This window comes from Cystobacter fuscus, from assembly GCF_044360685.1.
GTDB classification, from domain to species: Bacteria; Myxococcota; Myxococcia; order Myxococcales; family Myxococcaceae; genus Cystobacter; species Cystobacter fuscus_C.
In genome coordinates, this window is the sequence record NZ_CP043491.1 from 3,307,602 (window position 1) to 3,331,722 (window position 24,121).

Annotated in this window: 17 protein-coding genes; 6 read left to right on the forward strand and 11 right to left on the reverse strand. The window is 67.9% G+C overall.

The window, feature by feature from the left end; genetic code table 11:
* Positions 1-7 precede the first annotated feature (7 nt).
* Positions 8-619 (forward strand): hypothetical protein, encoded by a 612-nt coding sequence (locus F0U63_RS13640; RefSeq protein WP_395846329.1) that lies wholly within the window; start codon positions 8-10, stop codon positions 617-619.
* Between the two features lie 10 nt (positions 620-629).
* Here F0U63_RS13640 and F0U63_RS13645 read toward each other — a convergent pair whose 3' ends face one another.
* Both F0U63_RS13645 and yjjX read right to left on the reverse strand, forming a co-directional pair.
* On the reverse strand, positions 630-1,409 hold the full coding sequence (locus F0U63_RS13645; protein WP_395846330.1) for a hypothetical protein: 780 nt from the start codon (positions 1,407-1,409) through the stop codon (positions 630-632).
* Positions 1,410-1,502: 93 nt separating this feature from the next.
* Positions 1,503-2,042, reverse strand: coding sequence for an inosine/xanthosine triphosphatase (gene yjjX / locus F0U63_RS13650; protein ID WP_395846331.1), 540 nt, complete (start codon positions 2,040-2,042; stop codon positions 1,503-1,505).
* 370 nt (positions 2,043-2,412) lie between these two features.
* On the opposite strand from yjjX, the gene pcnB reads away from it, so the two are divergent.
* Positions 2,413-4,137: a polynucleotide adenylyltransferase PcnB gene (gene pcnB, locus F0U63_RS13655; protein ID WP_395846332.1), complete on the forward strand. Its 1,725-nt coding sequence runs from the start codon at positions 2,413-2,415 to the stop codon at positions 4,135-4,137.
* 15 nt (positions 4,138-4,152) lie between these two features.
* On the opposite strand, the gene F0U63_RS13660 is transcribed toward pcnB, so the two are convergent.
* The 5 genes from F0U63_RS13660 to F0U63_RS13680 all read right to left on the reverse strand — a co-directional run bounded on the left by F0U63_RS13660 (position 4,153) and on the right by F0U63_RS13680 (position 14,264).
* A complete protein-coding gene (locus F0U63_RS13660; RefSeq protein ID WP_395846333.1) occupies positions 4,153-5,358 on the reverse strand; it encodes a DNA polymerase IV in 1,206 nt (401 codons plus the stop codon).
* 36 nt (positions 5,359-5,394) lie between these two features.
* A complete protein-coding gene (locus F0U63_RS13665) occupies positions 5,395-6,339 on the reverse strand; it encodes an RluA family pseudouridine synthase (protein WP_395846334.1) in 945 nt (314 codons plus the stop codon).
* On the reverse strand, positions 6,336-7,472 hold the full coding sequence (locus tag F0U63_RS13670; protein ID WP_395846335.1) for a serine/threonine-protein kinase: 1,137 nt from the start codon (positions 7,470-7,472) through the stop codon (positions 6,336-6,338). The genes F0U63_RS13665 and F0U63_RS13670 overlap by 4 nt, the downstream gene beginning before the upstream one ends.
* Before the next feature lie 134 nt (positions 7,473-7,606).
* The gene (locus tag F0U63_RS13675; protein WP_395846336.1) at positions 7,607-9,769 is read right to left on the reverse strand and encodes a hypothetical protein; all 2,163 of its coding nucleotides are present in this window, start codon (positions 9,767-9,769) and stop codon (positions 7,607-7,609) included.
* A gap of 25 nt (positions 9,770-9,794) precedes the next feature.
* Positions 9,795-14,264 (reverse strand): hypothetical protein, encoded by a 4,470-nt coding sequence (locus tag F0U63_RS13680; RefSeq protein ID WP_395846337.1) that lies wholly within the window; start codon positions 14,262-14,264, stop codon positions 9,795-9,797.
* Positions 14,265-14,468: 204 nt separating this feature from the next.
* Here F0U63_RS13680 and F0U63_RS13685 point away from each other — a divergent pair, with 204 nt between their 5' ends.
* Positions 14,469-14,765 carry a hypothetical protein gene (locus F0U63_RS13685; RefSeq protein ID WP_395846338.1) on the forward strand — a complete coding sequence of 99 codons (297 nt, stop codon included), beginning with the start codon at positions 14,469-14,471 and terminating at the stop codon, positions 14,763-14,765.
* Positions 14,766-15,334: 569 nt separating this feature from the next.
* Here the strand turns inward: F0U63_RS13685 and F0U63_RS13690 are convergent.
* Positions 15,335-16,582: a hypothetical protein gene (locus F0U63_RS13690; RefSeq protein ID WP_395846339.1), complete on the reverse strand. Its 1,248-nt coding sequence runs from the start codon at positions 16,580-16,582 to the stop codon at positions 15,335-15,337.
* Between the two features lie 182 nt (positions 16,583-16,764).
* On the reverse strand, positions 16,765-18,282 hold the full coding sequence (locus tag F0U63_RS13695) for a Crp/Fnr family transcriptional regulator (RefSeq protein ID WP_395846340.1): 1,518 nt from the start codon (positions 18,280-18,282) through the stop codon (positions 16,765-16,767).
* Between the two features lie 196 nt (positions 18,283-18,478).
* Between F0U63_RS13695 and pip the strand changes: the two genes are divergently transcribed.
* Positions 18,479-19,438: a prolyl aminopeptidase gene (pip, locus tag F0U63_RS13700; protein WP_395846341.1), complete on the forward strand. Its 960-nt coding sequence runs from the start codon at positions 18,479-18,481 to the stop codon at positions 19,436-19,438.
* Between the two features lie 8 nt (positions 19,439-19,446).
* Here pip and F0U63_RS13705 read toward each other — a convergent pair whose 3' ends face one another.
* Together F0U63_RS13705 and F0U63_RS13710 are read right to left on the reverse strand one after the other, a co-directional pair.
* A complete protein-coding gene (locus F0U63_RS13705; RefSeq protein WP_395846342.1) occupies positions 19,447-21,084 on the reverse strand; it encodes a CocE/NonD family hydrolase in 1,638 nt (545 codons plus the stop codon).
* A gap of 18 nt (positions 21,085-21,102) precedes the next feature.
* Entirely contained in the window at positions 21,103-22,152 is a 1,050-nt protein-coding gene (locus F0U63_RS13710) for an aldo/keto reductase (protein ID WP_395846343.1), read from the reverse strand.
* A 296-nt stretch (positions 22,153-22,448) separates the two neighbouring features.
* Here F0U63_RS13710 and F0U63_RS13715 point away from each other — a divergent pair, with 296 nt between their 5' ends.
* Positions 22,449-23,246: an isoprenyl transferase gene (locus F0U63_RS13715; RefSeq protein WP_395846344.1), complete on the forward strand. Its 798-nt coding sequence runs from the start codon at positions 22,449-22,451 to the stop codon at positions 23,244-23,246.
* Positions 23,243-24,070, forward strand: a complete 828-nt coding sequence (locus F0U63_RS13720) for a phosphatidate cytidylyltransferase (RefSeq protein ID WP_395846345.1) — start codon at positions 23,243-23,245, stop codon at positions 24,068-24,070. The genes F0U63_RS13715 and F0U63_RS13720 overlap by 4 nt, the downstream gene beginning before the upstream one ends.
* Positions 24,071-24,121: the final 51 nt, after the last annotated feature.

Below are 24,121 nucleotides of genomic sequence, written 5' to 3' on the forward strand. Positions count from 1 at the left end.
TGCGTCCATGCCAGGCGTGAAGCCCACCATTGCCCCGCTGCTTTCCTTGCTCCTGCTGGCCTGTGGGGAAAATCCCCCGGCCACGGAGCGGCCCCTCGCCACCCGGTCCGCCGCGCTGGACTCGGCCGCGACCCAGGGTTGCCTCTTCCAGATCTCGTCCCGGCTGAAGCCGGGCCGCATGCCGCCCCAGAAGCAGATCGTCGTCACCCGGGAGGACGAGGGCGGATGCGCGTGGGGAAGCGGCAGCGTGGTGCTCGGCACCACGTACGACGACTCCTCGCTGTCGCTCGCGGCCAATGACCTGGGGGTCGCAGTCGGCTTCACCTCCAAGTCCTCGCCGAGCGGCTCCGCCGCGGTCTCCGTCCAGCTCCGCCACCTGGATCCCCAGTCGCTCGGGGTGCTGCGCAGTACGAGCCTCGGCGCGCTGAACTCGACCCAGGCCGGCAACGTCCACGACGTGGAGCTCTCCCTCGGCCGGGATGGCACCACCCTGGAGGTGCGCGGCTCCAAGACGGGTGCCATCCCGGGGGAGATGGGCTCGGGCAGCAACTACGTCGCCCTCTTCCCGGACTTCTTCACGAGCACCCTGGGGCCCACCATCACCGCCGAGGAGGGGTGAGCCAGGCGGCCTACTCCGCCCATGTCTGCACCTCGACGAAGCGCACGTAGCGTCGGTCCGAGCTCACGGCGGCCACCACGAAGCCGCCCAGGTCTCCGGGGGCTCCGCGGCCGTACTCGTTCTTCCAGCTCGCCAGGTAGAGGCGCTGGCTGTTCTTGAAGATCTCCCGGATGTAGGCCACCGCCTGATCAATCTCCTGTGGCGTGGCGTACGTGCTGATCAGTCTCTGGGACAGGGCCTCGCGCAGCTCCGCCTCGGTGATGGGCTCGAACGAGCCCATGCCCGTGATGTCGAAGGACGAGGCGTAGGTGGTGCTCAGGGTGAGCTGATTGGCCACGCCACCCGTGCCGTAGGGGATGAAGCCCTCGAGCACGTGGGCGCGGTGGATGAAGAGGCTGCCCACGCCGAAGGCCTCCTCGGGCGTCTTCTTCGCGGGATAGGCCCCCAGCGACGCGGGCGTGGTGGCCGCGTCGTTCAGCTCCATGAACTGGGTGAAATACTTCTGGGCGTCCACCGTGAAGCCGGTGAAGAAGGCCGGGTTGCTCGACTGGGTGAGCAGATAGGCGCGCTCGGTGGCGTCCACCGTGCCATCGTCAGAGGCGATGAATCCACCGAGCGCGTCCCGGAGCTCCTCGCGCTCGACGCTCGCGCCGCCCGCTCCGCCCGGGGCCCGCGCGGCGGCCAGCGCCGATTCGAACAGGGGCTGGGACCGCGTCAACCCGGCCAGGGCCGAGGGGGCGGAGAGAAGGGCGAGGGTCCCGAGAAGGGACTTCAGGGTCATGGACTTCATGTGTGGCTCCCGGAGAGGGCTGGACGGCGGCCTGGTTGGACGGCCGGGTCTCTACCAACCCTGCGTGACAATCCGATGAAGCCCCGGGGGAATTCAGCCGCGCGAGGGGGGCGGGGCGTAGAGCTCCGGATGCAGGAAGGGAATCAGCACGCAGGCCACCGGGCCCCGCCACATCTCGGTGCGGGTGAAGAGGCCGTTGGTGAGGATGCCCACCGCGCCGAGGCCCCGCTTGCTGCCCGGGCGCCCGGAGACCTCGTCCATCACCGGGCCCAGCTCCTCGCCCCGGAGCGCGCGGGAGGCGATGGCCGGGGGCAGGGGGAAGCGCACGCCCCAGGTGAAGTTCTCCCGGCCGTCCGCCGCCACCACGGCCACGCCATTGATGAGGCTCAGGTCCGGATCCACGCCTCCCTCGAGTCCCAGGCCGAGCTGCGCGCCGGACACGGCACCGAGGGCCGCCCGGGCGCGGTTGCGCGCGCCCTCGGCGGTCTCCGCGGTGCCGATGGGCTGCTCCCGTACGCCGCTGGGCACGTCCACCCCGATCACCGTGCAGCCGGGAAACGCCTGTTCACACACGGCCCTCACGGCCTCGGTCTTGGCGGGATTCGTCGAGCCGACCGCGATGCGCATGGACATGAGTCAGTTCCTCCCCGAGGGCTCGCGCCGACGGTCGCTGGAATTCATTCCCACCCGGGGGACGCCACGGCGCTCCCCGGCCGCCCTCCTGGACGGCCCCTGCCTCCCTACGGCCATCCATACGGCGCGTGCGGTGGCCAGAAGATTCTTCAGGGCCTGGGTGTTATGGAGGGCATCCTGGCCGTCCGCCAGCTCCCGGACGAGGCGTGGGGGGGTGTCTCCCCGCTGCTTCGGCGAGAGGTGGACGGGGGTGGTGCCCACCTGGCTTGTTGCCCCCGTCAACAATGTCTCCATGAGCTACTCCCTCCCGGGGAGGATGCGGTATAGGTCGTCCCCTTAGATTCGCCCCCCTTGGGGCGTCAACCGCGAGATGACGCGAGACTTCACTGATCCACCGCCCGCCGGTGACCCGATGCTCCAGCCCGTGCCCGATGACGCGCGCGAGGCTGTGGCCTTCGAGGCCGGGTCCCCGGACCCCCTCGAAGAGCTTCCGGTCCCCGAGCCCGAGGAGGTTTCCTTCCCCATGCCCGCCTTCACGGCGCCGTCCGCCGAGGACACGATCCCGGACACGGATTTCCTTCCCGACCCCCAGCCCTCCGGCAAGCCCGCGGAGATAGATCCGGAAAAGCTGGACCCGGATGCCCTCAAGGTCATCCACCGCCTGCACTCCCATGGCCATGAGGCCTACCTCGTGGGGGGCTGCGTGCGCGACCTGTCGCTGGGCCGCACGCCCAAGGACTTCGACATCGCCACGAGCGCCCACCCGGGTGAGGTGCGCGCCATCTTCCGCAACTGCCGGCTCATCGGCCGCCGCTTCCGGCTCGCCCACATCTACTTCAAGGGCGGGAAGATCATCGAGGTCTCCACCTTCCGCGCCAACCCCACCGAGCTCGTCGACGCCCCGTCCGAGAACGGTGAGGAGGAGGGCGGCGAGGCCGAGGAGTCGCAGAACCCGGATCTGCTCATCACCCACGACAACGTCTTCGGCACGGCCGAGCAGGACGCGCGCCGCCGCGACTTCACCATCAACGGCCTCTTCTACGACGTCGTCGAGGGCCGCATCATCGACTACGTGCGCGGCCGGCGGGATCTGGACGAGCACTACATCCGCACCATCGGCGACCCGGAGATCCGCATGCGCGAGGATCCGGTGCGCATCCTGCGCGCCGTGCGCTTCGCCTCCAAGCTGGGCCTGGACATCGAGTCGCGCACCTATGCCGCCATGGAGGGGGCCGTCGAGGACCTTCCCCGCTGCGCCCCGGCGCGCCTGCTCGAGGAGACCTTCCGCCTCATCCGCGGCGGCGTGGCGGCGCCCAGCCTGCGCCTGCTCGATGCGCTGGATGCGCTGAAGATCCTCCTGCCGCCCGTGGCCGCCTACTTCAAGGAGCACGGCCGCCGCGGTCAGGAGACCTTCTACTCCTTCGCCGAGGCGCTCGACCGGCGCGTCGCCTCCGGGGAGTTGCTGGACGACGCCATCCTGCTCGCCGCGTTGCTGGTGCCCATCGCCCAGGCCTCGCCCGTCGTGGAGAGCCTGGACGCGGCGGGCCGTCCCTCGGTGTCCCAGGCCATCGAGGACTTGCTGGCCGAGTTCGTCCAGACGGCGCGGCTGCCCCGCCGCATCGCCGAGCGCTGCCGCCTGCTGCTCATCGCCCAGCGCACGTTGTCGGGGGAGCGGCGCAAGAAGACGGGGGCCTTCCGCCGCCATCCGCTCTTCGCCGACGCGCTCATCGTCTTCGAGATCGCCGTCCAGGCCACCGGCCGCCACCGCGACGCGCTCGAGGCGTGGAAGCGCGGGGACGTGCCTTCCTCCCGCCCGTCCGCCGAGGGCTCCGCCGCCGAGGGGGACGCGCCCCGCAAGCGCCGCCGCCGGCGCCGCCGGGGAGGTGCTCGCAACAAGCCCGGAGCGACGGAAGGGGGCTCCTCCGCCCCGGCCGCCGCGGGTGCTTCCGAGTCCACGGCCCCGGAGGCCTCGGACGACGCCTCGGACGACGCCTCGGACGACGCCTCGGGTGACGAGGAGTCGGACGACACGTTCGACGGTGACTCGGACGACGACTCCGGCGAGGACGCGGAGGGCGCCTCCGACGAGCGGTGAGCCGTCGCGGACGTTTCAGTTGGGCCGCTTGGGCTTCTTGGGGCGCTCGGGATCGGCCTCGGCGCTCCCGGCGACGTCCGCGGTCGTCACCGCCTTGGCGCCGAAGCGCTCGGCGATGCGATCCAACGCCGCGTTGAGCTTGTCGCTGCGCTTGGGGGCCTCGGGCTCGGAGAACAGCCCGAGCTGACGCGGCTCGGTGCCGCCGCCCAGCTCCTGCATGGAGACGCCGGTCAGCCGCACCGGCTTGTCCTCGTGGGCCTTCTCCAGCAGCTCCCGGGCCACGCGGTAGAGCGTCTGCCCATCATCCGTGGGGGAGGGCAGCGTGGTCCTCCGGGTGATGAGGGTGAAGTCCGAGAACTTCACCTTGAGCTGCACCACCCGGCCCTTCACTCCCGCGCGCCGCATGCGGCGGCCCACCCGGAGCGCCTGCGAGTGGATGTAGGGACTCAGGGCGTCCAGGCCCGTCACGTCCTCGTCGAAGGTGTCCTCGGCGCCCACGCTCTTGGCCTCGCGGTCCGGCACCACCTCGCGGGAGTCGATGCCTTGCGCGAGCTCCCACAGGTGACGTCCGGCCGAGCCGAATCGGGCCTCCATCCACGCCACGTCCCGCCGGGCCACGTCGCCAATGGTCTCCAGCCCCGCGCGCTTGAGGCCCTCCTCCGTCTTGGGCCCCACGCCCCATAGCCGGCCCACGGGCAGCGCCGCGAGGAACGCCACCGTCTCCTCCGCGCGCACCTCGCGCTGGCCGTTGGGCTTGGCCACGTCCGAGGCGATCTTCGCCACGAACTTCACCGCGGCGATCCCCGCCGAGGAGGGCAGGCCCGTCTCCGCGGCGATCTCCTTGCGGATGCGCCGCGCGATGTCCGCCGGCGAGCCGAACAGCCCCACCGACGCCGTCACGTCCAGGAAGGCCTCGTCCAGGGACAAGGGCTCGATGAGGGGCGTGTAGCGCTCGAAGATGGAGAACACCTGCTCGCTCGCCTCGCTGTACGCATGGAAGCGGGGCTTCACCACGATGGCGTGGGGCGCCATCTTCATGGCACGCGCCATGGGCAGGGCGCTGCGCACGCCGTACTTGCGCACCTCGTAGGAGGCGGCCACCACCACGCCCCGCCGCGCGTCGCCCCCGACGATGAGGGGCTTGCCGCGCAGCTCGGGACGATCCCGCTGCTCCACCGACGCATAGAAGGCGTCCATGTCCACGTGGATGATGGCTCGCATGGGTGGGCTCACTCTACGGGCTCCCTCCGACACGCCTCACGCGCCGGGCGGCACGGAGAGGGCGTGCTTTTCCAGCACGGCGCGCAGCTCCGGGGGCAGGGGACTCGTGACGCGCACGGGCTTTTGCGTCACCGGGTGCGTGAGCTCGAGCGCGCGGGCGTGCAGGAAGAAGCGGCCGAGCCCCGGCTCCTCGCGGCCCTCGTACAGCGCGTCGCCCACGATGGGGGCGCCCACCGCGGCCAGGTGGGCGCGCACCTGGTGCAGCACGCCCGTGGAGATGCGCACCTCCACGAAGCTGTACTCGCCCTCGCGCGCCAGCACGCGGAACTCCGAGTGCGCCTCGCGCGCCCCCTCGCCGCCCTCCACCGCGGGCTCCACCCGGTCCGGATGCCGTGGGTGGTGGCGCAGGGGCAGCTCGATTTCTCCCTCGTCCGCCAGGGGTCCCGTCACCAGCGCCCAGTAGCGCTTGTCCACCGCGCGCCCGCCGAACGCCTCGCGCACCGCCGCCCACGCCTCGCGCGTGCGCGCCGCCACCATCACCCCGGACGTCTCGATGTCCAGCCGGTGGCACAGCCCGCCCTCGCGCTCGTCCTCCGAGGCTCCGGCGCACTCGGGGTGGCGCCCCACCAGGGCGTTGGCCAGCGTGCCCGTCTCGCCCGGCTGCAAGGGGTGGGACGGGGTGCCCGCGGGCTTGTCCAGGAAGACGAGCGCCTCGTCCTCGTGCAGCACCACCAGGGGCGCTCCGGGCTCCGGCACCACCTCGCGCCGCTCCTCGGGCACCACCACGCCAATGCGCTGGCCCGCCGTGACGAGGAGCCCCTTCTTCGCCGTGCGGCCGTCCACCTTCACCGCGCCCGCGTCGAAGAGCTTCTTGAGCCTCGCGCGCGACAGCCCCAGGGCCTCTCCGATGAAGAGGTCCACCCGCTGCCCGGCCTTGTCCGCCTCCACCACCAGCGTGTGCGTCGTCGCGCTCGCGTTCACTCGGAGAGTGCCTCGTAGACTTCCTCCGCCGTCTGGAACCGGTCATCCGGTTCCTTGCGGAGGAGTCGATGCGCCACCCGCGCCAGTTGGGGATCCGCCCGGGGGTTGAGGGCCAAGAGGGGAGGGGGCTCGGTTTCCAGCACCTTGTGCCACAAGTCCACCGGGGACTTCGCGTCAAAAGGAGGCCGGCCCGTCAGCAGCTCGTAGAGCACGACGCCCAGGCTGTAGAGGTCCGTGCGCCCATCCAGCGGCTCGCCCAGGATCTGCTCCGGCGCCATGTAGCGCAGCGTGCCCACCAGGCGGCCGTCCAGGGTCATCCCCGCGTCATCCGCGAGGAACTTCGCCAGGCCGAAGTCCATCAGCCGCACTTGCCGGTCCTCGTCCACCATGATGTTGGAGGGCTTCAGGTCGCGGTGCACCAGCCCGTGCGCGTGGATGTACGCGAGCGCCTCGCACACCTGGAGCAGCGAGTCCTTGAGCCGGCCCATCCGCTCCGGCCGGTTGAGCTCCTCCAGCCGCAGCACCGACTCGCGCGTCTCCGGAGGGGCATGGGGCCTCGCCCTGTCGTCCGGCGGCTCGAAGTCCAGCGGATCCAGGTCGTCCGAGTCCGAGTCCAGCCAGGGCTCCACCGGCGCGCGTGACATCCGCCCCGGCGCTTCCGTGGAAGCCGAGCGCATGACGTCGTAATCCTCGCTGGGGGACTCCTCGGCGAAGGCCGACAGATCGAACTTCAGCACGCCCGACGGCTCGGACCCGTCTTCCCCGGACTCGTCCTCGGAGCGCTCCAGGCTTGCCTTCGCACGCACGGGCGGGACGCGTGGCGCTTCCGACTTCAAGGCGAGGTAGTCGCGCAGGGTGAGCCCCTCGATGAGCTCCATGACGAGGTAGGGCGAGCTCTGGAACATGCCCGTGTCGTAGACCTTCACCACATTGGGGTGTGAGAGGTCCGTGAGGGTTTCGAACTCGCGCAGCAGCCGACGTGCCGCGCGGGAGTCCCGGGTGGGACCTCCCGACAGCACCTTGAGGGCGACCGGCTCGCTGGTCTGTCCATCCAGAGCCCGGTAGACGGTTCCGACTCCCCCACTTCCGAGTGTCTCGAGGACACGGTACCCGCCGATGACCATGGGAAGCATCAGGCGGAAGATCCTAGAGAGTCCATCGCGCCGGGGTCAAACCACCTCGGGTGCACTCGGCTCCTCGCTGGTTCCTCCCTCGGCACCCTGTTGGGATTCAAAAGAGGATTTTCCCACGCCACTTGACCCGTGGCCTATCCGCTCTTCTTGTCCGCGCGGGCCTTGCGCGCCTGGCGGATCTCCTCCTGCGTCATGTGCGGCCACTTCTCCGGGTTCTTGAACGCGTAGAACAGGAAGTCGTCCGGCCTCTTCTCCCCCGGAGCGGTCTTGAAGAGCTGGTTGTTGATGCAGACCAGGGTCTTGTCACCGCCTTGAGACACGAAGGCGGGGGTGGAGCGGCCCTTGTCGCTCTGGGCTCGCGGACTGTAGAAGTAGACCACGTCGCCCATGTTTCCCGCCTGTCGCATGAAGATGGGCGTCACCACGTCGATGATGGCCTTCACCTTGTCGCGATCCTTCATCTGTGAATGGGCGGGCGCCCGCATGCATCGGATGGCCTCCTGATAGAGGGTCTTCTGGTAGGCCTCGAAGCCCGTGTTCTGGATGATCTCGGCCGCCGAGAGGCATCGTTCCCAGATTTCGTATTTGCGTCCCACCCGGTTCATGATCGTGTGGGCGACACCCGCCCAAGCCGTCGGGCTCTGACCGATGGACTCACCACAGATGGTGGCGACGAAGATCTCGAACTCCTCCCGCCGGTCCGCGGGGATGACGGGCATGGGCGAGTAGAGCGCCTCGATGTGGCCCGAGGGGGTGACGTAGTTGGAGGTGCAGACCCCCGAGGCGAAGACGCGTGAGACGAACGCGCCGGAGTCGAAGGGGGCGAAGCCGGCGGAGGCGTTGTGGCCCTCGCGCGCCGCGTAGTCCGTGAGGGCCCAGACGGGCACGTTCTTGTCCGCCCCGTGAGGCATGGGCGTCATCACCACGAACACCTCCAGGCCCTTGACCTTCTTGAGCGCCTGCACGTCCTCGCGCGGCAGGGACTTCAAATTGAAGAGCGTGAGCTGGAACCTGTTCTGGCGGCTCGTGACCGTCAGGTTCTCCAGCGGAGCCAGCCGCGCCTGGATGTCATCCGGGGAGCACGTCGCCATGAAGAGGAAATCCTCGTTCCGGGGCGCGCGGGAGTGGTCTCCCGCGTTGAACCGGCGCTCGGAGAGCAGCTCCATGAGGAAGCCCTCCAGGTAGTCGCCCAGCTCCTCGATGCGTTGGGTGTCCGCCTCCGTGTACAGGACGTAGGGCTTGAGTTGCAGGTCCAGCGCCACGTTTTCGTGGAAGCCCTCGAACGCGCCCTGGATGGCCAGTTCGCCGTTGTTCAGCGACACCGTGAAGTCCGTCAACCGGGGCCTGTCCACCGTGAGCGCGGGCCGGGGGAGTGGCCGGAGCTGTTCCAGCGGCGCGGCCGGCTTCTGGGCGCTCTTCTCCTTCTTCTCCGGGGCGGGAGGAGGCGGGCGTGTGAGCGTGAGCTGATACTGGAACGCGAGCTTCGGCGTCGACTCGACTCCACCTGTCGCCAGGAGGTGGTCCTGGTTCCACTCCCCCTCCGCATCGCCTGGCGTGGAGGCGAACCCCACCTTCCACCGCAAGCGCGTGGCCGCCGCGGAATCCCCGACCACCCACTCCATCCGGACCGTCGCCTGCTCATCGGGCTCCAGCCCCTCGGGCGGCGTGGGATGGATGTCCACCGTCGCCTGGAGCCCCTTGAAGAGCTCGCAGAAGTTCGGCTCGAGCTGGATGCCGGACCCGACGTGCGTCCCGAGCAGGCCGATCACCTTCTGGAATTGCTCCTCGAATGCGGGGGCGAGGAGGCTGAAGTGGATGTCCGCCTTCAACGCGTAGGCGATGCCCTCGAGAGCCGTGGGGAGGATCTCGGCGGCTTCATTGCCGAAGAGGGACGGCTCGATCCGGTAGCCCATGCGCCCCGTGCCAATGAGGCCGAGTTCCAGGATGGAGACACGCAGCGGCCGGTGCCCCGTGGCATCCTTCTCCAGGACCTGGAAGGTCTTCCCCTTGGGAACGAGCAAGGTCTCGCGTGGATGGGAGGCCCGCTTGTCGGCGAGGCTGTCCCCCTGGATGATCCATTCGAGCCGGCACGGTATCGGCTCGATCACGTTCTCGCATTCGCCGCCTATCTGGATGGGCCAGTCGTTCAGGTCTCGCGGCGCGGGCTGCTCCTGGCGCTTGGGCGTGAGCTTGATGCGAGGCGCCGCCCGGATCCGCACGACCCCGTCGTAGCCCAGCGGAAGGTGGCAGGTCGTGGAGGGCGCTTCGCTCCCAGGAGCGTTCTCGGTGGGTGCCATGTGGGGTTCCTTTCCTGGGCGCGGCTCAGCTCTCGAGTTTGAAGGGGGCGCTGCACGGCTTCATGTCGGTCTGGCGCACGGGCCTCGGCTTCTTGCTCTTGGCGTCGAGCGGGCGCCGGACCGAGAACTGGTACTGGACGCGGGGAACCAGCGCCTGGACCTCGACGGTCGCGACGAAGTCGCCGTTCGGATCACAACCCCCGCGTGGAGTGGTCGGGTGCGGCGTGGCGTACCGGATGTACTCCGGCTTCGGCTTCGGGGTGCTGCTGTCGGGAGCTTTGTCCTTCGAGTCGAAGTCGATGACGAGCTCGAATTCTCGGGCGACTGCCCAGCCGGCGGCGTCCTTCGTGCCGGGCACCGGCACCTCGACGCCCTCGGCGTGGCCGCGGACCTCCACCACCTCGCCCTTGCGCTCCACCTTCAGGCCGCCCTCCCATCGGGGCGTGAAGTCATACTTTCCTTCCGCCTGCAGGCTCTTGAGGTCGGCGCCCGGATCGACCGAGACGAGCTCCAGCTTGAATTGATGGACCCCCTCAAGGCTCGCGGCCTTGCTTCCGGCGGGGTAGGGCACGCGCGCCGAGACGAGCCAGTCCGCCACGCCCTCTCCGCTCCGGACGGCGAGCTTCTTGGGTTTCAACGCGGCGAAATTCTTGAGGACCTCCCACTTCTGGCTTCCCGGGAGGAGGCGGGAGAAGCGGGCGGTGAACTTGTTGAGATCCTCGGGCGTTCCGGACACGCACGCGGAAATCTCCAGCTCGCACACCTCCCTCTTGGGAACGGGCTTGAAGGCGAGCACGGCACGCGTCTGGGGATCCATCGGGCGAAAGCCCACCTTCCGGTACAGGCCCGGCCGGGGGTGGGAGATGCGCAGGCTGTCGGACGCCTCCGCCTTCAACTCCTCGAAGCGCGCCCGCGTGATGGAACCATCGCCCTCGCCGGTGGTCTCGCCACCAAAGGGGTACAGCAGGGGGAGCCCGCTCAGGGCGGTGAAGTCGAACCAATAGAAGCGCTCGGCGCCAGGCGGGAGGTCTCCCCGGGCGAGCAGGTCGAAGAGCCGGCCGGGGTGGAAGGAGACGGACAACCAGTTCTTGCGTCCGGGGTGCGCGGTGAGGCGCACGAGCCGCTTGTCCGCGGGGTCCGCCACATCCACGTCGAAGGTGCCCGCCTCCGCGGCGGCCACACGCACCCGGTCCGCCACGCCTTTGCCCTCGACGTTGAGGACGCATGCGAGGCCCCCGGTTTCAATGCGCACGAGCGGAGGCAGCTTCTTGTTCTGGGCGGCGACCTGGCCGAGCGCCGCCACGAGCATGACGTGCAGGCGTGGGGACTGGCCCGCGCGGCAGGCGCTCTCGTATTTCGAGTAGGCGAGGGCGCCGAGCTTGGACTTCGTCGTCGTGGGCTTGTTCTTGAGGATGAACTCGCACGTCTCGTCGAAGAGCCACAGGGCCTGCTGCCGTGGATCCTCGCAGCGGGCGGACGCGAAGCGGACGTCGAGGGTCGTCTTCTTGCCCTTCGTGACCAGCTTCTCCACCTGCGCGTTCTGCTCCGCGAGGGCGGCCTGGTGCTTGTCCGGCTTGCCATCGAGCTGGAGGGAGCAGGACAGACCGTCCTCTTTGATCTTCAGCAACTCGAAGGGGAGTTTCTTCTCCTTGAGCAGGGCGAGCCCCTTCACGAGCCCCCAGCCCACGCGGATGTCCATGGCCGCCAGGCAGTCCTTGAAGGAGACGCGGTCCTTGATGAGGAAGAGCGTCTGCTTTCCTTTCGAGAGGACCTTCTCCCCCTCCTCTGTCAGGCCGACGATGAAGTCCTTGTTGGCCTCATCCCGCTTGAACAGCTTGTCATTGATCAGAGGCTCCTCGCTGGGCTGCACGGGACGCGCGGTGAACGGGATCATCGCCTCGGTTTGGGGCGTACCGGGGCCCTGGGGCGTCTCGCTGAGCCGCAACGAGATGAAGCCCGGCAGCTCGAGCGGGGCGGGCTCCTCGAAGGGGAAGAACCAGCGCCAGCTTCCATCCGCCAGCCGGATGGGCTGCTCGATGACGATGGGATCCTCGCCGTCCAACTCCCCCATGAGCTTCGGGCGGGGGATGGAGAACTTCGTCTGGAGAAGCTCGGACGAGTGCCTGGGGGACAGGGTCTTGGGCGGTGTCGCGGTGTCGGTGAGCTCCAGGGTCCAATCGCCCCAGAAGGACAGCGGGAGGGGTTGCACGATGTTCCCCCCGGGGGCGAACTGCCGGCCCGAGGCGATCGTGAGTGTCTTCGCTCCCTGCCGGGCGAGAATCGAGACCCGGTTCTCCTTGTCGTAGCCGTAGTCCTCGTCGATGACGGTCACCAGGAGGCTTTCACCCAGGTGCCGCTCGCCCGCCTTCTTCACGCCACCGAAGTAGAGCGGGCTCGGGTCTTCCTTGCGGAAGCCCGGTACGGGCCAGTTGTCGCGCACGACGGCCTTCTTCTGCTTGTCGAGCACGTTGAGCAGCCAGACGGACGTGACCGGGTGCAGGTTCTCGAGCAGGTGGCTCGGCGCGAGCGGGCCCGAGTCGGAGAAGAGGGGCGTGCTGGCCTTCTCCTCGCCCTCGATGATCCGGGGGATGTGGGCTTCCTTCTCCGGGTCACACCACGCGACCTGTGACACATCCTCTTCCTTCGGATGCTGCTGGCCCTGCTCCTCGAGCGCGGCGATCAACTTCTTGAGGACCGTCCTGGCGTTCTGGGGGACCCACTCGTTCTTCTGGATGAGACGGACGTTGCGCCAGCGCCGGGTGATGCCCTCGACGAACATCCGGCCATCGGCGCCCGGCAGGGACATGGTCTGGTCGATGACGAAGCCGCTCGCCGCCTTGAGTCTCATCCGCTCGGCGAGCGCGGGCACCATCAACGAGAACGAGAGCACTCCGTTCTTGGCCTCGCCGAGCTTCTTCGCGTTGATCTCGAGGGTCGCCGGCTTGCAACCCGTGCTGTTCCCCGCGAAGGGACCACAAGCGCAGCCCTTGCGGGGGCGCGGCATGGGCGTCCAGTCGTCCCCGTTCGCTCGTTCGAAGTGCAGCTCGAGCTTGTAGCTGCCGCCGGAGACCATGCTGTTCTTCTCCGGAGGAGGCAGGTAGACGGTTTCGATCTCGAGCGTCAGCGGGTAGTTGAAGCGGTGGCAGGACTCCCACTCGGGGGCCTTGGCCTGGGGTGCGAAGGAGGTGTTCTGGTCGAGGAAGTTCGCGACGGCGGGGCCGTAGCCGAAACCGTCGTCATCGGACTGGCTGGACTGGGCGAAATACTGATGGGTCGCCTTGTTGAAGTCCGCCTGATCCTCTGGGGGGAGGGTCGTCGTGAGATGGTTCTTGATCTCATCGAGCTCCAGGAAGTTGTCCTGGGTGTCCTCCTTGAGTTCGACGAACCGGGGCTTGCCGCCGCCCTTGGTGTCGAGCTTCTCCGCCAGCTCGACGAGCAGCTTGATGCCATTGTCGGGGGCGTCTTCCGGGCTGAACACCTGGAAGTGCATGAACCCCGCGTCGAGCTTCATCTCCTTGCTCTTGCGGGCGGACTCCGGGGCATTGCGCTCGTCCTCGAAGTCCTTGAGATGGCCGTGGAGGATCGCGCTGTGGCCGGGCAGGGGGCGCAAGAAGCCGAGGAGCTCTCCGGCCTCCACGGGGAAGAAGGGCTCCGCGAAGGTGATGACCTGACCCTTTTCGAGCGCGGCCAGCGCGGCCTTGAGATTGGCCGGGGGCGCCTTGTAGAGCCAGTGGACCTGCCCCTTGTCGTCACAGACGGTGATGTCTTCGAGCGAGAGGTTGTCGGCGAGCACCTTGCAGACCCGCTTCGGGCCGCCGGGCTTGGGGGGCTCCTGGTCGGAGGGGGGAACCGGCTCCTGGGCCCAGCGCAGCGTGCCGGGCTCGGCTCCCTGGCCGGAGATGTTGACCCAGGCCCCGAAGCGCCGCTTGTACAGCTCGCGGAACCAGGGGACCTGGCTGAAGTAGTTGTCCAGCATCGAGGGCTTCTGGCTCGGCTTGTCCGCGACGCCCGGCGGAAAGACAGGGGAGCTCAGATGCATGTAGAGCGAGTAGAACGTGCCCCGGCGGGGTTGGGCCTGCGAGTCGGAGGGCATCTCCTCGAGCTCGTGGCGGACGAGGACGAACCCCGGCCAGTTGCCGAAGGACTCGAGGACGCCGTCCTGGAGGCACGGGGCCTTGTCACCGGGAAGGCGGGCGGCCACGACATAACCGGGGGCGGCGGCATTGACGGGGGCGAGCTTCTGCTCCGCGGGCGGGAAGAAATGGACACCGCCGTGGAGGTTGCGCTGGAGGCCGAGCACGTAATAGCCGCCGATGCCGGTGTCGAGCGACTCGTTGTTGTGGTAGCCCTGCCAGGGGCTGGTGGAGACGGTGTTTCCCCTCAGGGGAAAGCTGTATCGGGGCCGGTTGAAGCTGCTGTCGACCACCTCGGGAGGAGCGTCGGTCCGTGTTTCCCGGTAGCAATAGTGCCCGCAGGGGCGCTGCGAGTGATCCAAGAACAGGTTGTAATTGGAGCTGATGGTTTCTGGGTTCTTTTCAAAGAAGACCTTGGCTCGTACCAGATTGAAGGATGCGAACCCTTCTAGGGCGAACCCCTTGGGGCTGATTCCAGAACGCATCCTGAAGAGCATGTGCGTTGGACCAATTCTGCCGCCCAAGTCCACAGCTCCTCCAGGGTTTGGTGCGGAGAGCCGTCCGTTTTGGGCGAGGGTAAACTTCGAGGATGGATCAGCAGTCACCAGCCAAAGCTGCTCCTCCGAGCCGACGTTGATGATGCAATAACCAACAATGGCGATGATGTGGAGGGGGTTGCCGAGCTTCTTGCTCCGCATCCCGATACCCGTGTAGATGACTACAGGATTGTTGGCCCGCAGGCACTCGATGATATGGGCAAATCTCTCCCGGAGACGGGTTTCGCTGCCTTTTATCTCTTCGGCGGCGTGCCGCAGGGGGTCGGGGAGCAGGTTGCCAATGGATTCGTTTTTAGAGTTCGGTGACCGGTAGCGAAGAATACCTCCAAGTCCTGTCGGGCGGGCACCTGTCGAGGGGAAGATGCGGTCGATAGGAAGCGGGATCTCTCCATTCGGCTCACGGCAATCACCCCCTACTTCGTAATCCGCCCTTGGGTAGGTCGTCCATCCGTTCTTCCTTTGGGATTTGTCAGCAGGGATTCCAAAAAAGGCGCGCTCGCCTCCCGGGTATCGGAGGTCGAGTGCGCATTCCGGGTCTCCAGCTCTCGAATGCGTAATGTATTTTGGACGTTGGTCCCCACCTCGGAGGAGTTGGAAGTAGTTGTAGAGCATGGATGCGGATGTGCGTCCGCACCAATCCGGCTCTTCACTGGCCAGTACTTTCTGTCCAAGGAGCGGAACCTTGATTACATGCCATTCTTTTGACTGCCGCTTGATTTCCTCAGGAAATTCGTACCGATCGACAGGGAAGACGCGAAGAACAGCTCCGGATTTGCTGTCCTTCTCTACGATGTTGGTATCAGCCAGTAGGCCTTGCTTGTTTTCTGTCAGGAAGAATTCCTGCTGGATTCCCATTTTCATCCCCCCTTACGCCGTCATTCCATGCCCCGGTTGCAGTCCCGGACCTTGATTTTGTTGGGTGCGCCCTTGGATGTGGAGTAATAACCATCCGATGGATCAGGAGGCTCGGTCTTCCATTGGGAAACGCTTGGCTCGTTTGTTGGCCAGGTGATCGTTAGTGAAGTCTGGCACTTTTGGGTAACGCATAGTTGTAGGTTGTAGGTGGAGTCTGATTTCGAGATGTCTTTTATTCTTGCGACTCTTCGCGGGAATTCTCCTTCGGGCAAATCGCTGGTTTGAATGCTTGCGCGCCGATGGAGATCTACTCGAATCACGTTTCCACTGATGACTCCGCAGTTCACCAGGATGAATTTTTCCCCTGATTGCTCTTGCAGGTTGTACCAAACGGGGGGAAGGGAACGGAGTAGTTGGTATGCTGCGGGAGGTAGTGTCGGCATGTCCGCGGACTCGTCATCAATAATCGAGTACTTGTTCTGGCTTGGATCCGAGGTGCGTGCCCCCTTCTGCAAGGAGTTTCTGAGCGCATCCGAAACCGTCGAACTGCTTCGCGATTCAACGATGACGCTGAACTCGTCATCGTCAGGATCGAATCGGCCCTTCGCCCTGGATTTCATGTGCCCGGTGTAGACGACCAGATTCCCCTCCCGGAGCATGGCACTGACGAAGCGGTTGTCCCTGATGCTGAGCTGATGCCAGTCGTACTCGATTTTTTCCAATTCCCGAGTCAGGCACTCCTCATGCGTGAAACTCGACCGCATGATGCTCTGGTTGCACACGACGAGGAAGGACTCGTGCAGGCCGCCCTTTTTCTTGTCCTTGGCGAGTTGCTCGAAGTTGACGTCGAAGAAGAGCTGCGTGAGCAGTTGCGACGCCTGCTCGTTCTGGGGGTCCAACGTGGCCGCACGCGCCGCGGCGTCCAGGCGCTCCTTGGCGCTCTTCGCCGCGTCCTGGGCCTGCGCCAGCAGTGTCTCCAGGCCAGGCTTGTCCGCCCCCACGAGCTTCTCCAGCGTGAAGCCCTCCGCCTTGCCGCACTTCAGGCGCACCCACCCCTTCTTCTGCGCGCCCTCCAGCTTCTGGCACTCCGTGCCGATGAGGACCTTCTTCACCACCTCCCCATCCGTGCTCGCGCTGCCGCGCAGATTCACTTCCGAGCCCTGGATGTAGACGCTCCCGGCCTCCTGCGCCCGGACTGACGCCCCCCCAATCACTCCCAGGCACAGCGCCCAGCTCCGCAGGTGAAACCCACTGGTCCTCTTCCGCATGAATCCTTCCCTCGGGAATGTAGGATGGGGTGGGCCCGTGTCCGCACCATCCGGTGCGGCACCGTTTCGTCCACCCTTCCGACGTTCCTCACGAGGGAGAAGCCTGCGCGAAGCGCCGGATTGGGGTCAAGGACGGCTCCGGCCGCGCCACATTCATGCGCTGGTTGCTCCTCCTCCCGGTGCTACGCCGCGAAGCGCGGGGACTCATCCTTTCCGTCTCCCCGCACCGCCTCCGGCTTCAGGAGGACGAGCCGCGTGTTCTCCCGGGCTTCCACCTGGAGCGGCCGCCGGGCCTCCAGGAGTGTGGAGCCGCGCTGGGACACTCTCAGCCCCTCGTGCTCGAAGTCCACCGCGCCCGACAACACGAACAGCTGGGAGCCCTCCTCGAGCGCATGCACTTGCCCTGGCGTCAGCTCGCGGTGCTCGCCGTGCTGGAACAGGCCGAGCCGGTCCTTGCGTCCGAGGAACCCGTACCGCTCGAACCCTCGCACCAGGTCGTCGAAGCGCCGCTCGGCGAACATCTTCCACATCCCCTCGCGCAGACGCCCATCCCCCTCGAGCAGTGGTTGGAGCGCCGAGCGGGGAATGCGCACCAACGTCGAGGCCGTCGCCGTGCGGATGGAGGCCGAGCGGCGCTCGCCCGTGAGCAGGGCGCTCTCCCCGAACACGGTGCCGCCACCGAGCTCGTCCACGAGCGCCTCACCCTGGGCCGTGGGGGCCAGCACGTAGACCGCGCCGCGCTCGAGCAGGTACAGCTCGTCGTTGGCGCTGCCCGCCTGGAAGACGTACTGGCCCGCGGGCAGCACGTGGCGCTCGGCGCGCGTGGCGAGGCGGCGCAGGGTGCTCTCGTCGAGGTGGGCGAGGAACGGCACGCGGCGCAACGAGCGAACCATCTGGGTGGAGCGCAGGTGGGCCCCGAGCCACGTGCGCTGCACCCGGGCCGCGAGTTTCTCCAGGGGCTGGCGCAGCTGCTGTTCCAGCCGCGACCGGACGACGCTCAGCAGGTTGCTCGGGGTGATGGGCACCACCGTCACCAGTCCGTGCCCCTGGCCGTATCCCGGGTTGGCCTCGAGGAAGTAGCGCGCCGCGGGTTTGTCGCAGTGTTTCCAGTACTCCCTCTCCATCTCCGACTCGCGCGTGCGCCAGCCGACGCGGCGCACCAGCGGCTGGGAGGGATCCACCATCTCGTGGCCGAACTCCGAGGCCAGGGTGGACATGAGGGACAGGATTTCAGGTGGCGTCTGCTGCTCGCGCCGCGGCCACACCTCTCCGAAGTACTTGGTGAGCAGCGAGTAGCTGGACGGGTGCACCAACGAGCCCAGGTAGAACACGCGCCGGCCCGGATGCTCCAGCATGTAGCGCCCCAGCCGCGCCAGGATGAAGCGCGCGTTGACGTTGCCTCCCCGGTAGGCGCGCAGCGAGCCCGCCTCCGCGCGGAACACGGCCAGGGGCTCTCCGCCGAGCTGCTTCTCGAAGAGGTGCACGGCGCAGTAGCCGACGGGGGCGCCCGCCTCGTTCTTGTGAACGAGGATCCACGTGTGCTCGGCCTTCGATTCGACGACGTAGCGGGCGAAGGCCTGCCGGTCCACTCCGTCGAAGATGTGCTGGTGGACGGCGAAGAGGTCGTCGGTGAGCTGGCGGCGCTCCTCGGTGGACAAGGTGTGGGGGCGGATGACGTCGGTGCTCGTGATGCGGGACATGGCGGCCTCGAATGGGAATGTCGTGTCGTGGGGAGTGGCTTGCCCTGACACGAAGCACTCTGCTCCGAGGGCGGCGGGGAGGCTGTGACGGGGCCAACATCCGGCGAGTGAGCGCCGTCACAGGGTGCTCGTGAGGCGTGCGCTTCGCGGGGACGCCTCTGCTAGGGTGCGCGGCCCGACCGAAAGAGAGGTTGCCATGGCCCCCCCCGTGCTTCGTTCCCTTTACCCGCCCCTCGAGTCCTACAACTCCGGCCACCTGCGCGTATCCGCGCTCCATGAGATCTACTTCGAGGAGAGCGGCAACCCGAAGGGCAAGCCGGTCGTCTTCGTCCACGGAGGGCCGGGCGGGGGCTCGGATCCCAAGCAGCGGCGCTTCTTCGATCCCTCGGCGTACCGCATCATCCTCTTTGACCAGCGCGGCTGCGGCAGGAGCACGCCCCACGCGAGCGTGGAGGAGAACACCACCTGGCACCTCGTGGAGGACATGGAGACGCTGCGCCGCCACCTGGGCATCGAGCGGTGGCTCGTCTTCGGGGGCTCGTGGGGCAGCACGCTCGCGCTGGCCTACGCCCAGAAGCACCCGGAGCGCGTCACGGAGCTGGTGCTGCGCGGCATCTTCCTCTTGCGCGCGCAGGAGATCCGCTGGTTCTACCAGCACGGCGCGCACACCTTCTTCCCGGATGCGTGGGAGGACTTTCTCGCGCCCATTCCGCCCGAGGAGCGTGGAGACCTGGTCCAGGCCTACCACCGGCGCCTGATGGGGGAGGATGACCGGGTGCGGCAGGAGGCGGCGCGGGCCTGGAGCGTCTGGGAGGCCCGGACCAGCAACCTCGTGCCCAGTACGGATCTCATCGCGCGCTTCGGCCAGGACGCGTTCTCGCTCGCCTTCGCGCGCATCGAGTGCCACTACTTCGTCCACCGCGCGTTCCTGCGCAATGACACCCAGCTCCTGGACGACGTGCCGCGCATCCGCCACATCCCGGGCGTCATCGTCCAGGGCCGCTACGACATCCCCTGTCCCATCGAGAGTGCCTGGGCCCTGCACAAGGCCTGGCCCGAGGCGGAGCTGAAGATCATCCCGGACGCGGGGCACTCGGCGTACGAGCCGGGCATCACCCACGCGCTCGTCGAGGCCACGGACCGGTTCCGCGCGTAGTTTCCCGCTCAGCCCATGACGGGCAGCACGAGGGCGGAGGGGTGGGCGGGGTCGTGGAAGACGCTCTGGTCCGCGGGCACGAGCGTCGTCGCGGTGGCGAGGGGCTCGCCGCTGCCGGGGTTCCGGGCGAAGCGCGGGTGTGCCCCGCTGGAGACCTGGAGCCGGAGGCGGTGGCCCTTGAGGAACCGGTGGGCGGTGGGCCACAGCTCGAGGGTGACGCGCAGGGTGCCATCGGGCTCGGGCGCGGGCCTACCGGGAACCAGGCGCAGCAGTCCATCGCAGACGTTGATGGACCTGCCCGCGCCGTCGACGTCACACAGGCGGGCGAAGAAGTCGGTGTGGGCGAGGCTGGAGCGGACGAAGAGCTCGGCCCGGACGGGACCGATGACCTCGAGGTCCTCGTCCAGCAGCGCGCTGGTGTACGTGAGGATGTCGGGCCGCGACTCCAATTCATGGTTGTCCCGGGGGCCCGCCTCGCGCGTCAGGAGCGCGCCGCCCACGGTGGGGGTCGGGTCGGCCGGATCATAGCGGTAGCGGTCGGGCTCCGAGGCTTCGGGCGTGGCGGGTGACAGGCTCCGGCCGGGTTGCAGGTGCCAGCGCTGCGGACGGGCGCCCGGCGGGGGCCACTCCGGGAAGTCGCGCCAGGTGTTCGCGCCCATGACGAAGACGCGCACGGGCGCCTCTCGCAACAGATGGCGCTCCCCCTTGAGGTGGGCCTTGAGCCACACCAGGGACTCGCGCGCGGCGGCCACCATCCCCGCGGGAGCGACGTGGGTCCAGGGGCCGATGGTCAGGTAGGGGTTGCGCCCGGCCCGGCGGAGCGCGGCGTAGTCGTTCACCTGCCAGGGCAGGAAGATGTCGTACCAGCCGCCGATCAGGTGCACGGGGGCGGTGACCTCGGAGACCGAGCCGCTGAAGTCCGCGGGGTTCCACCACGGGTCGCCCGCCGCGTCGTGTTGGAGCCAGTCCTGGTAGAAGGCAACGCGCTCGCCGACCGCGAGGGTGTCCACCTCGTTCAACGGCAGGTGCCGGAAGAGGGGCTTGAGCTTGCGGGCCGCGCCGAGCCGCGCGAGCGTGCCACCCAGCCCGGTCTTCTCCTGGGTGCGCACGAGGTGGACCCAGGACAGCACGGTATCGAGCGAGAAGGCACCGCCCGCGTAGGTCTGGTCGCGGAACTGGGACGCCGTCTCGTGCGCCACCATCGCCTTCAAGGCGGGCCCCGCCTCGCGCGCGAGTGCCCACTGCACGAAGCCCAGGTAGCTGGGCCCCACGGTGGCGAACTCACCGGTGAACCACTCCTGACGCTTCATCCACTCGATCGTCGCCAGTCCATCGGAGCCCTCGTCGCGGAACGGGTCGAGCTGGCCTCCCGAGCCGAAGGTGCCGCGCACGCTCTGGACGAGCGCCTGGAAGCCGCGCTCGGCGAAGAGCCTTCCGAACTGGAGCCCGAAGAAGCCCCGCCGGCCATAGGGCGAGCGGACCAAGAGGGTGGGCAACATCCCGCCTCCCCGAGGAACGTAGCGGTCGGCGAGCAGCTTGACCCCATCGGGCATCGGCACCTCGAGGTCTCGCTCGACGGTGACGTCGTGGGTGTCCGCGGGGGGCAGCTCCAGGAGACGCGAGAGGACGCGGCTGGCGACGGTCATGGCTGCCAGCCTTAACACCTAGCCCTGCATCTGTCCCTGGGGCGGGAAGCCGTGCTGCTCCCGGCCCTCGTTGCCGTCGTAGACCATGGTCGACTTGAACAGCTCGTAGCGGCCGTCGGCGGCCAGCGGCGCCACCCGGTTTCGCAGGGCGGCCATCTCCTGCTTCGTCATCGGCTTGAAGCCGCGTGCGATGGCCAGGTTCTGATGGAGGACCTCGATCGAGTCCATGCCGCTGATGGTGACGGCCACCGGCAGGCTCATCGCGTAGCGCAGGGCTTCCTGCACCGTCACCACGCCCTTCTTCACGGGCTCGGCGTTGCCCGACAGGCTCTTCATGCCCAGGGGCGCCATCTTGCGCCGGAGGACCTCGGGGAGCACCCGCTGCTCGAAGCTGCGGAAAGAGCCGTCGAAGGCGTTGAGCGGCATCTGCACCGCGTCGAACGGGTAGCCGTGCTTGAGCATCTCCAGGTGCAGGTCCGGGTGCTTGTGCCCGGTGAAGCCCACGAAGCGCACCTTGCCCTGCTTCTTGGCCAGCGTGAGCGCCTCCACCACGCCGTCCTTCTTGAAGTGCAGCTCGGGATCGTTCGGGTAGACGACCTCGTGGATCTGCCACAGGTCCAGGTGGTCCGTCTGCAGCCGCCGCAGCGAGTCCTCCAGCTGCTTCATGGCCACGTCCTTGCCGCGGCCGTGCGTGCACACCTTGGTCATCAGGAACGCCTTGTCCCGGCGATCCTTGAGGGCCTTGCCCATGATCTCCTCGGAGCGGCCCTTGTTGTAGTCCCAGGCGTTGTCCATGAAGTTGATGCCCGCGTCGAGCGCCTCCTGGATGATGCGGATGCCGACCTGCTCGTCCTGGGGCTTGCCGATGTGGAAGCCGCCCACGCCGATGGCCGAGACCTTCACGCCGGTCTTGCCGAACGGCCTCATGGGAATGGCCTCCGGGCTGGTGGCCTCGCTGCCCTGGGTCGTCGGGCCCTCGGCCGCCTCGGCCTCGGCTTGCGTCCCCAGGCTCGCCGTGACGGCGGCCATCCCGGCCAGTTGCAAGAACTTCCTGCGTGACGAGTCCATGTGCTCCTCTCGAGGGTGAACGAGGAAGGCTCGCATGCCGGGCCCCCTCGCGGCGGCTCCCGGGCGTCCCGGTGTCCAGATGTCGACCTGCGCGTCCATCCCACCCGGTTCGCCCACCAGGCCCCTCGCCGCCGGGCTGGATTCCGGCTGGGTGGAAAAGAGGGGTGCTTCGGGAACCCGCCTGGGGAGGAAGGGACCGTTCCCGTTGACGGGACGACCGCTCGGGGGGGTTGGACGACCACTCCCGCACGCGCCCGTGGACGCGGCCCGGTGGGATCTCTATCTTGCGCACCCTCATGGAACGCCCTGCCTCACCCCCTTCTCTGACAGCCCTCGAGCGACTCGTGCAGGAGCGCCCCCTGCCGAGCCATGTGGGTATCATCATGGATGGCAACGGCCGGTGGGCGGAGATGCGTGGCCTGCCGCGAATGGAGGGCCACCGCGAGGGCTCCACCAGCGTGCGCGAGGTGACCCGCTGTGCCCGCCGCGTGGGGCTCAAGGCCCTCACCCTCTACGCCTTCTCCTCCCAGAACTGGGCCCGCCCGGCCGAGGAGGTGGCCGCGCTGATGGACCTGCTGCGCGAGTACCTCGAGAGCGAGCGGGAGGAGATCCTGCAGAACGGCATCCGCCTCAACGCCATTGGCGAGGTGGACAAGCTGCCGCGCTTCGTGAAGGAGCCGTTGGACCGGCTGCGCGCGGAGTCGGCGAAGAACACGGGCATGGTGCTCACGCTGGCACTCTCCTATGGAGGGCGCGAGGAGCTCCTGCAGGCGGCACGCCGGGTGGCCGAGGCCGCCAGCCGGGGCGAGCTCTTGCCCGAGAACCTGGACAGCGAGACCTTCGAGTCCTATCTCTGGACGCACGATCTGCCCGCGGTGGATCTCGTGGTGCGCACCAGTGGCGAGCAGCGCATGTCCAACTTCCTCCTCTGGCAGATGGCGTACGCGGAGCTGTGTTTCAGCGACGTGCTGTGGCCGGACTTCCGGACCGAGGCCTTCCTGCGGTGTCTGGCGCAGTTCCAGCAGCGCGAACGGCGCTTCGGTCTCACCTCCGCGCAAGTCAAGCGAGAGGACTCCCAGCGGGCCAAGGCGTGAACGAGAAGAACAAGAATCTCGTCCTCCGGGCGGTGTCGGCGCTGTCGTTGCTGCCGGTCGTCGTCTTCCTGCTCTACATGGGTGGCCTGTACACCGCGCTGTTGTTGGGCGTGGCGTCGGCCATCTGTGTCAGCGAGTACTACCTCATCACCCAGAAGGAGCTGTCGCCCGCGGCCTGGGTGGGCATCGTGCTCGCCGGCGCGCTGCCCCTGCTGGCCCTGCGCCATCCCGAGCGCACGGGCGAGGGGGCCTTCTGGGTCACGGCCTTCTTCCTCATCTTCTCCTTCACCTACCACCTCATCCGGGGCCCCTTGCAGGAGGCGCCCACGCGGGTGGCCCACCTGGTGATGGGGTTCCTGTACGGCTCGGTGGGGCTGACGGCCATGTGTGCCCTGCGCCAGATGCAGGAAGGCCTGATGTGGGTCATCGCCGCGCTCGTCATCACCTGGGCCAATGACACCGCCGCCTACTTCGCCGGGCGGTTCCTGGGCCGCCACAAGCTCTACCCGGCGGTGAGCCCCAACAAGACCTGGGAGGGCTTCGCGGGAGGGCTGGTGGGCTCGGTGGTCGGCATGTTCATCGCCCGGGCCGGCTTCTTCCCGCTGCTCACGGTGACGGACTGTCTGTTCCTGGGCATTTGCGGCGGCATCCTCGGGCCCATTGGGGACCTGTGCGAGTCCATGCTCAAGCGCGCCTATGGGGTGAAGGACTCGGGCCGCGCCATGCCGGGGCATGGGGGCATCCTGGACCGCATCGACGCGCTCGTCTTCAACGCGCCCCTGGTCTTCGTCTACGTCACCTTCCTGCGTGGAGTTCTGCCGTAGCATCGAATGTCCGCTCGCCTGGTGGCCGGGCCTCGAAGCGGATTGTCGTGC

What these genes read in the sequence shown, in the direction of transcription:
- F0U63_RS13640 (WP_395846329.1), top strand. Translation starts at nt 8, where the DNA reads ATGCCAGGCGTGAAGCCCACCATTGCCCCGCTGCTTTCCTTGCTCCTG.
- F0U63_RS13645 (WP_395846330.1), bottom strand. Translation starts at nt 1,409, where the DNA reads ATGAAGTCCATGACCCTGAAGTCCCTTCTCGGGACCCTCGCCCTTCTC.
- yjjX (WP_395846331.1), bottom strand. Translation starts at nt 2,042, where the DNA reads ATGTCCATGCGCATCGCGGTCGGCTCGACGAATCCCGCCAAGACCGAG.
- pcnB (WP_395846332.1), top strand. Translation starts at nt 2,413, where the DNA reads ATGACGCGAGACTTCACTGATCCACCGCCCGCCGGTGACCCGATGCTC.
- F0U63_RS13660 (WP_395846333.1), bottom strand. Translation starts at nt 5,358, where the DNA reads ATGCGAGCCATCATCCACGTGGACATGGACGCCTTCTATGCGTCGGTG.
- F0U63_RS13670 (WP_395846335.1), bottom strand. Translation starts at nt 7,472, where the DNA reads ATGCTTCCCATGGTCATCGGCGGGTACCGTGTCCTCGAGACACTCGGA.
- F0U63_RS13675 (WP_395846336.1), bottom strand. Translation starts at nt 9,769, where the DNA reads ATGGCACCCACCGAGAACGCTCCTGGGAGCGAAGCGCCCTCCACGACC.
- F0U63_RS13690 (WP_395846339.1), bottom strand. Translation starts at nt 16,582, where the DNA reads ATGCGGAAGAGGACCAGTGGGTTTCACCTGCGGAGCTGGGCGCTGTGC.
- F0U63_RS13695 (WP_395846340.1), bottom strand. Translation starts at nt 18,282, where the DNA reads ATGTCCCGCATCACGAGCACCGACGTCATCCGCCCCCACACCTTGTCC.
- pip (WP_395846341.1), top strand. Translation starts at nt 18,479, where the DNA reads ATGGCCCCCCCCGTGCTTCGTTCCCTTTACCCGCCCCTCGAGTCCTAC.
- F0U63_RS13705 (WP_395846342.1), bottom strand. Translation starts at nt 21,084, where the DNA reads ATGACCGTCGCCAGCCGCGTCCTCTCGCGTCTCCTGGAGCTGCCCCCC.
- F0U63_RS13710 (WP_395846343.1), bottom strand. Translation starts at nt 22,152, where the DNA reads ATGGACTCGTCACGCAGGAAGTTCTTGCAACTGGCCGGGATGGCCGCC.
- F0U63_RS13715 (WP_395846344.1), top strand. Translation starts at nt 22,449, where the DNA reads ATGGAACGCCCTGCCTCACCCCCTTCTCTGACAGCCCTCGAGCGACTC.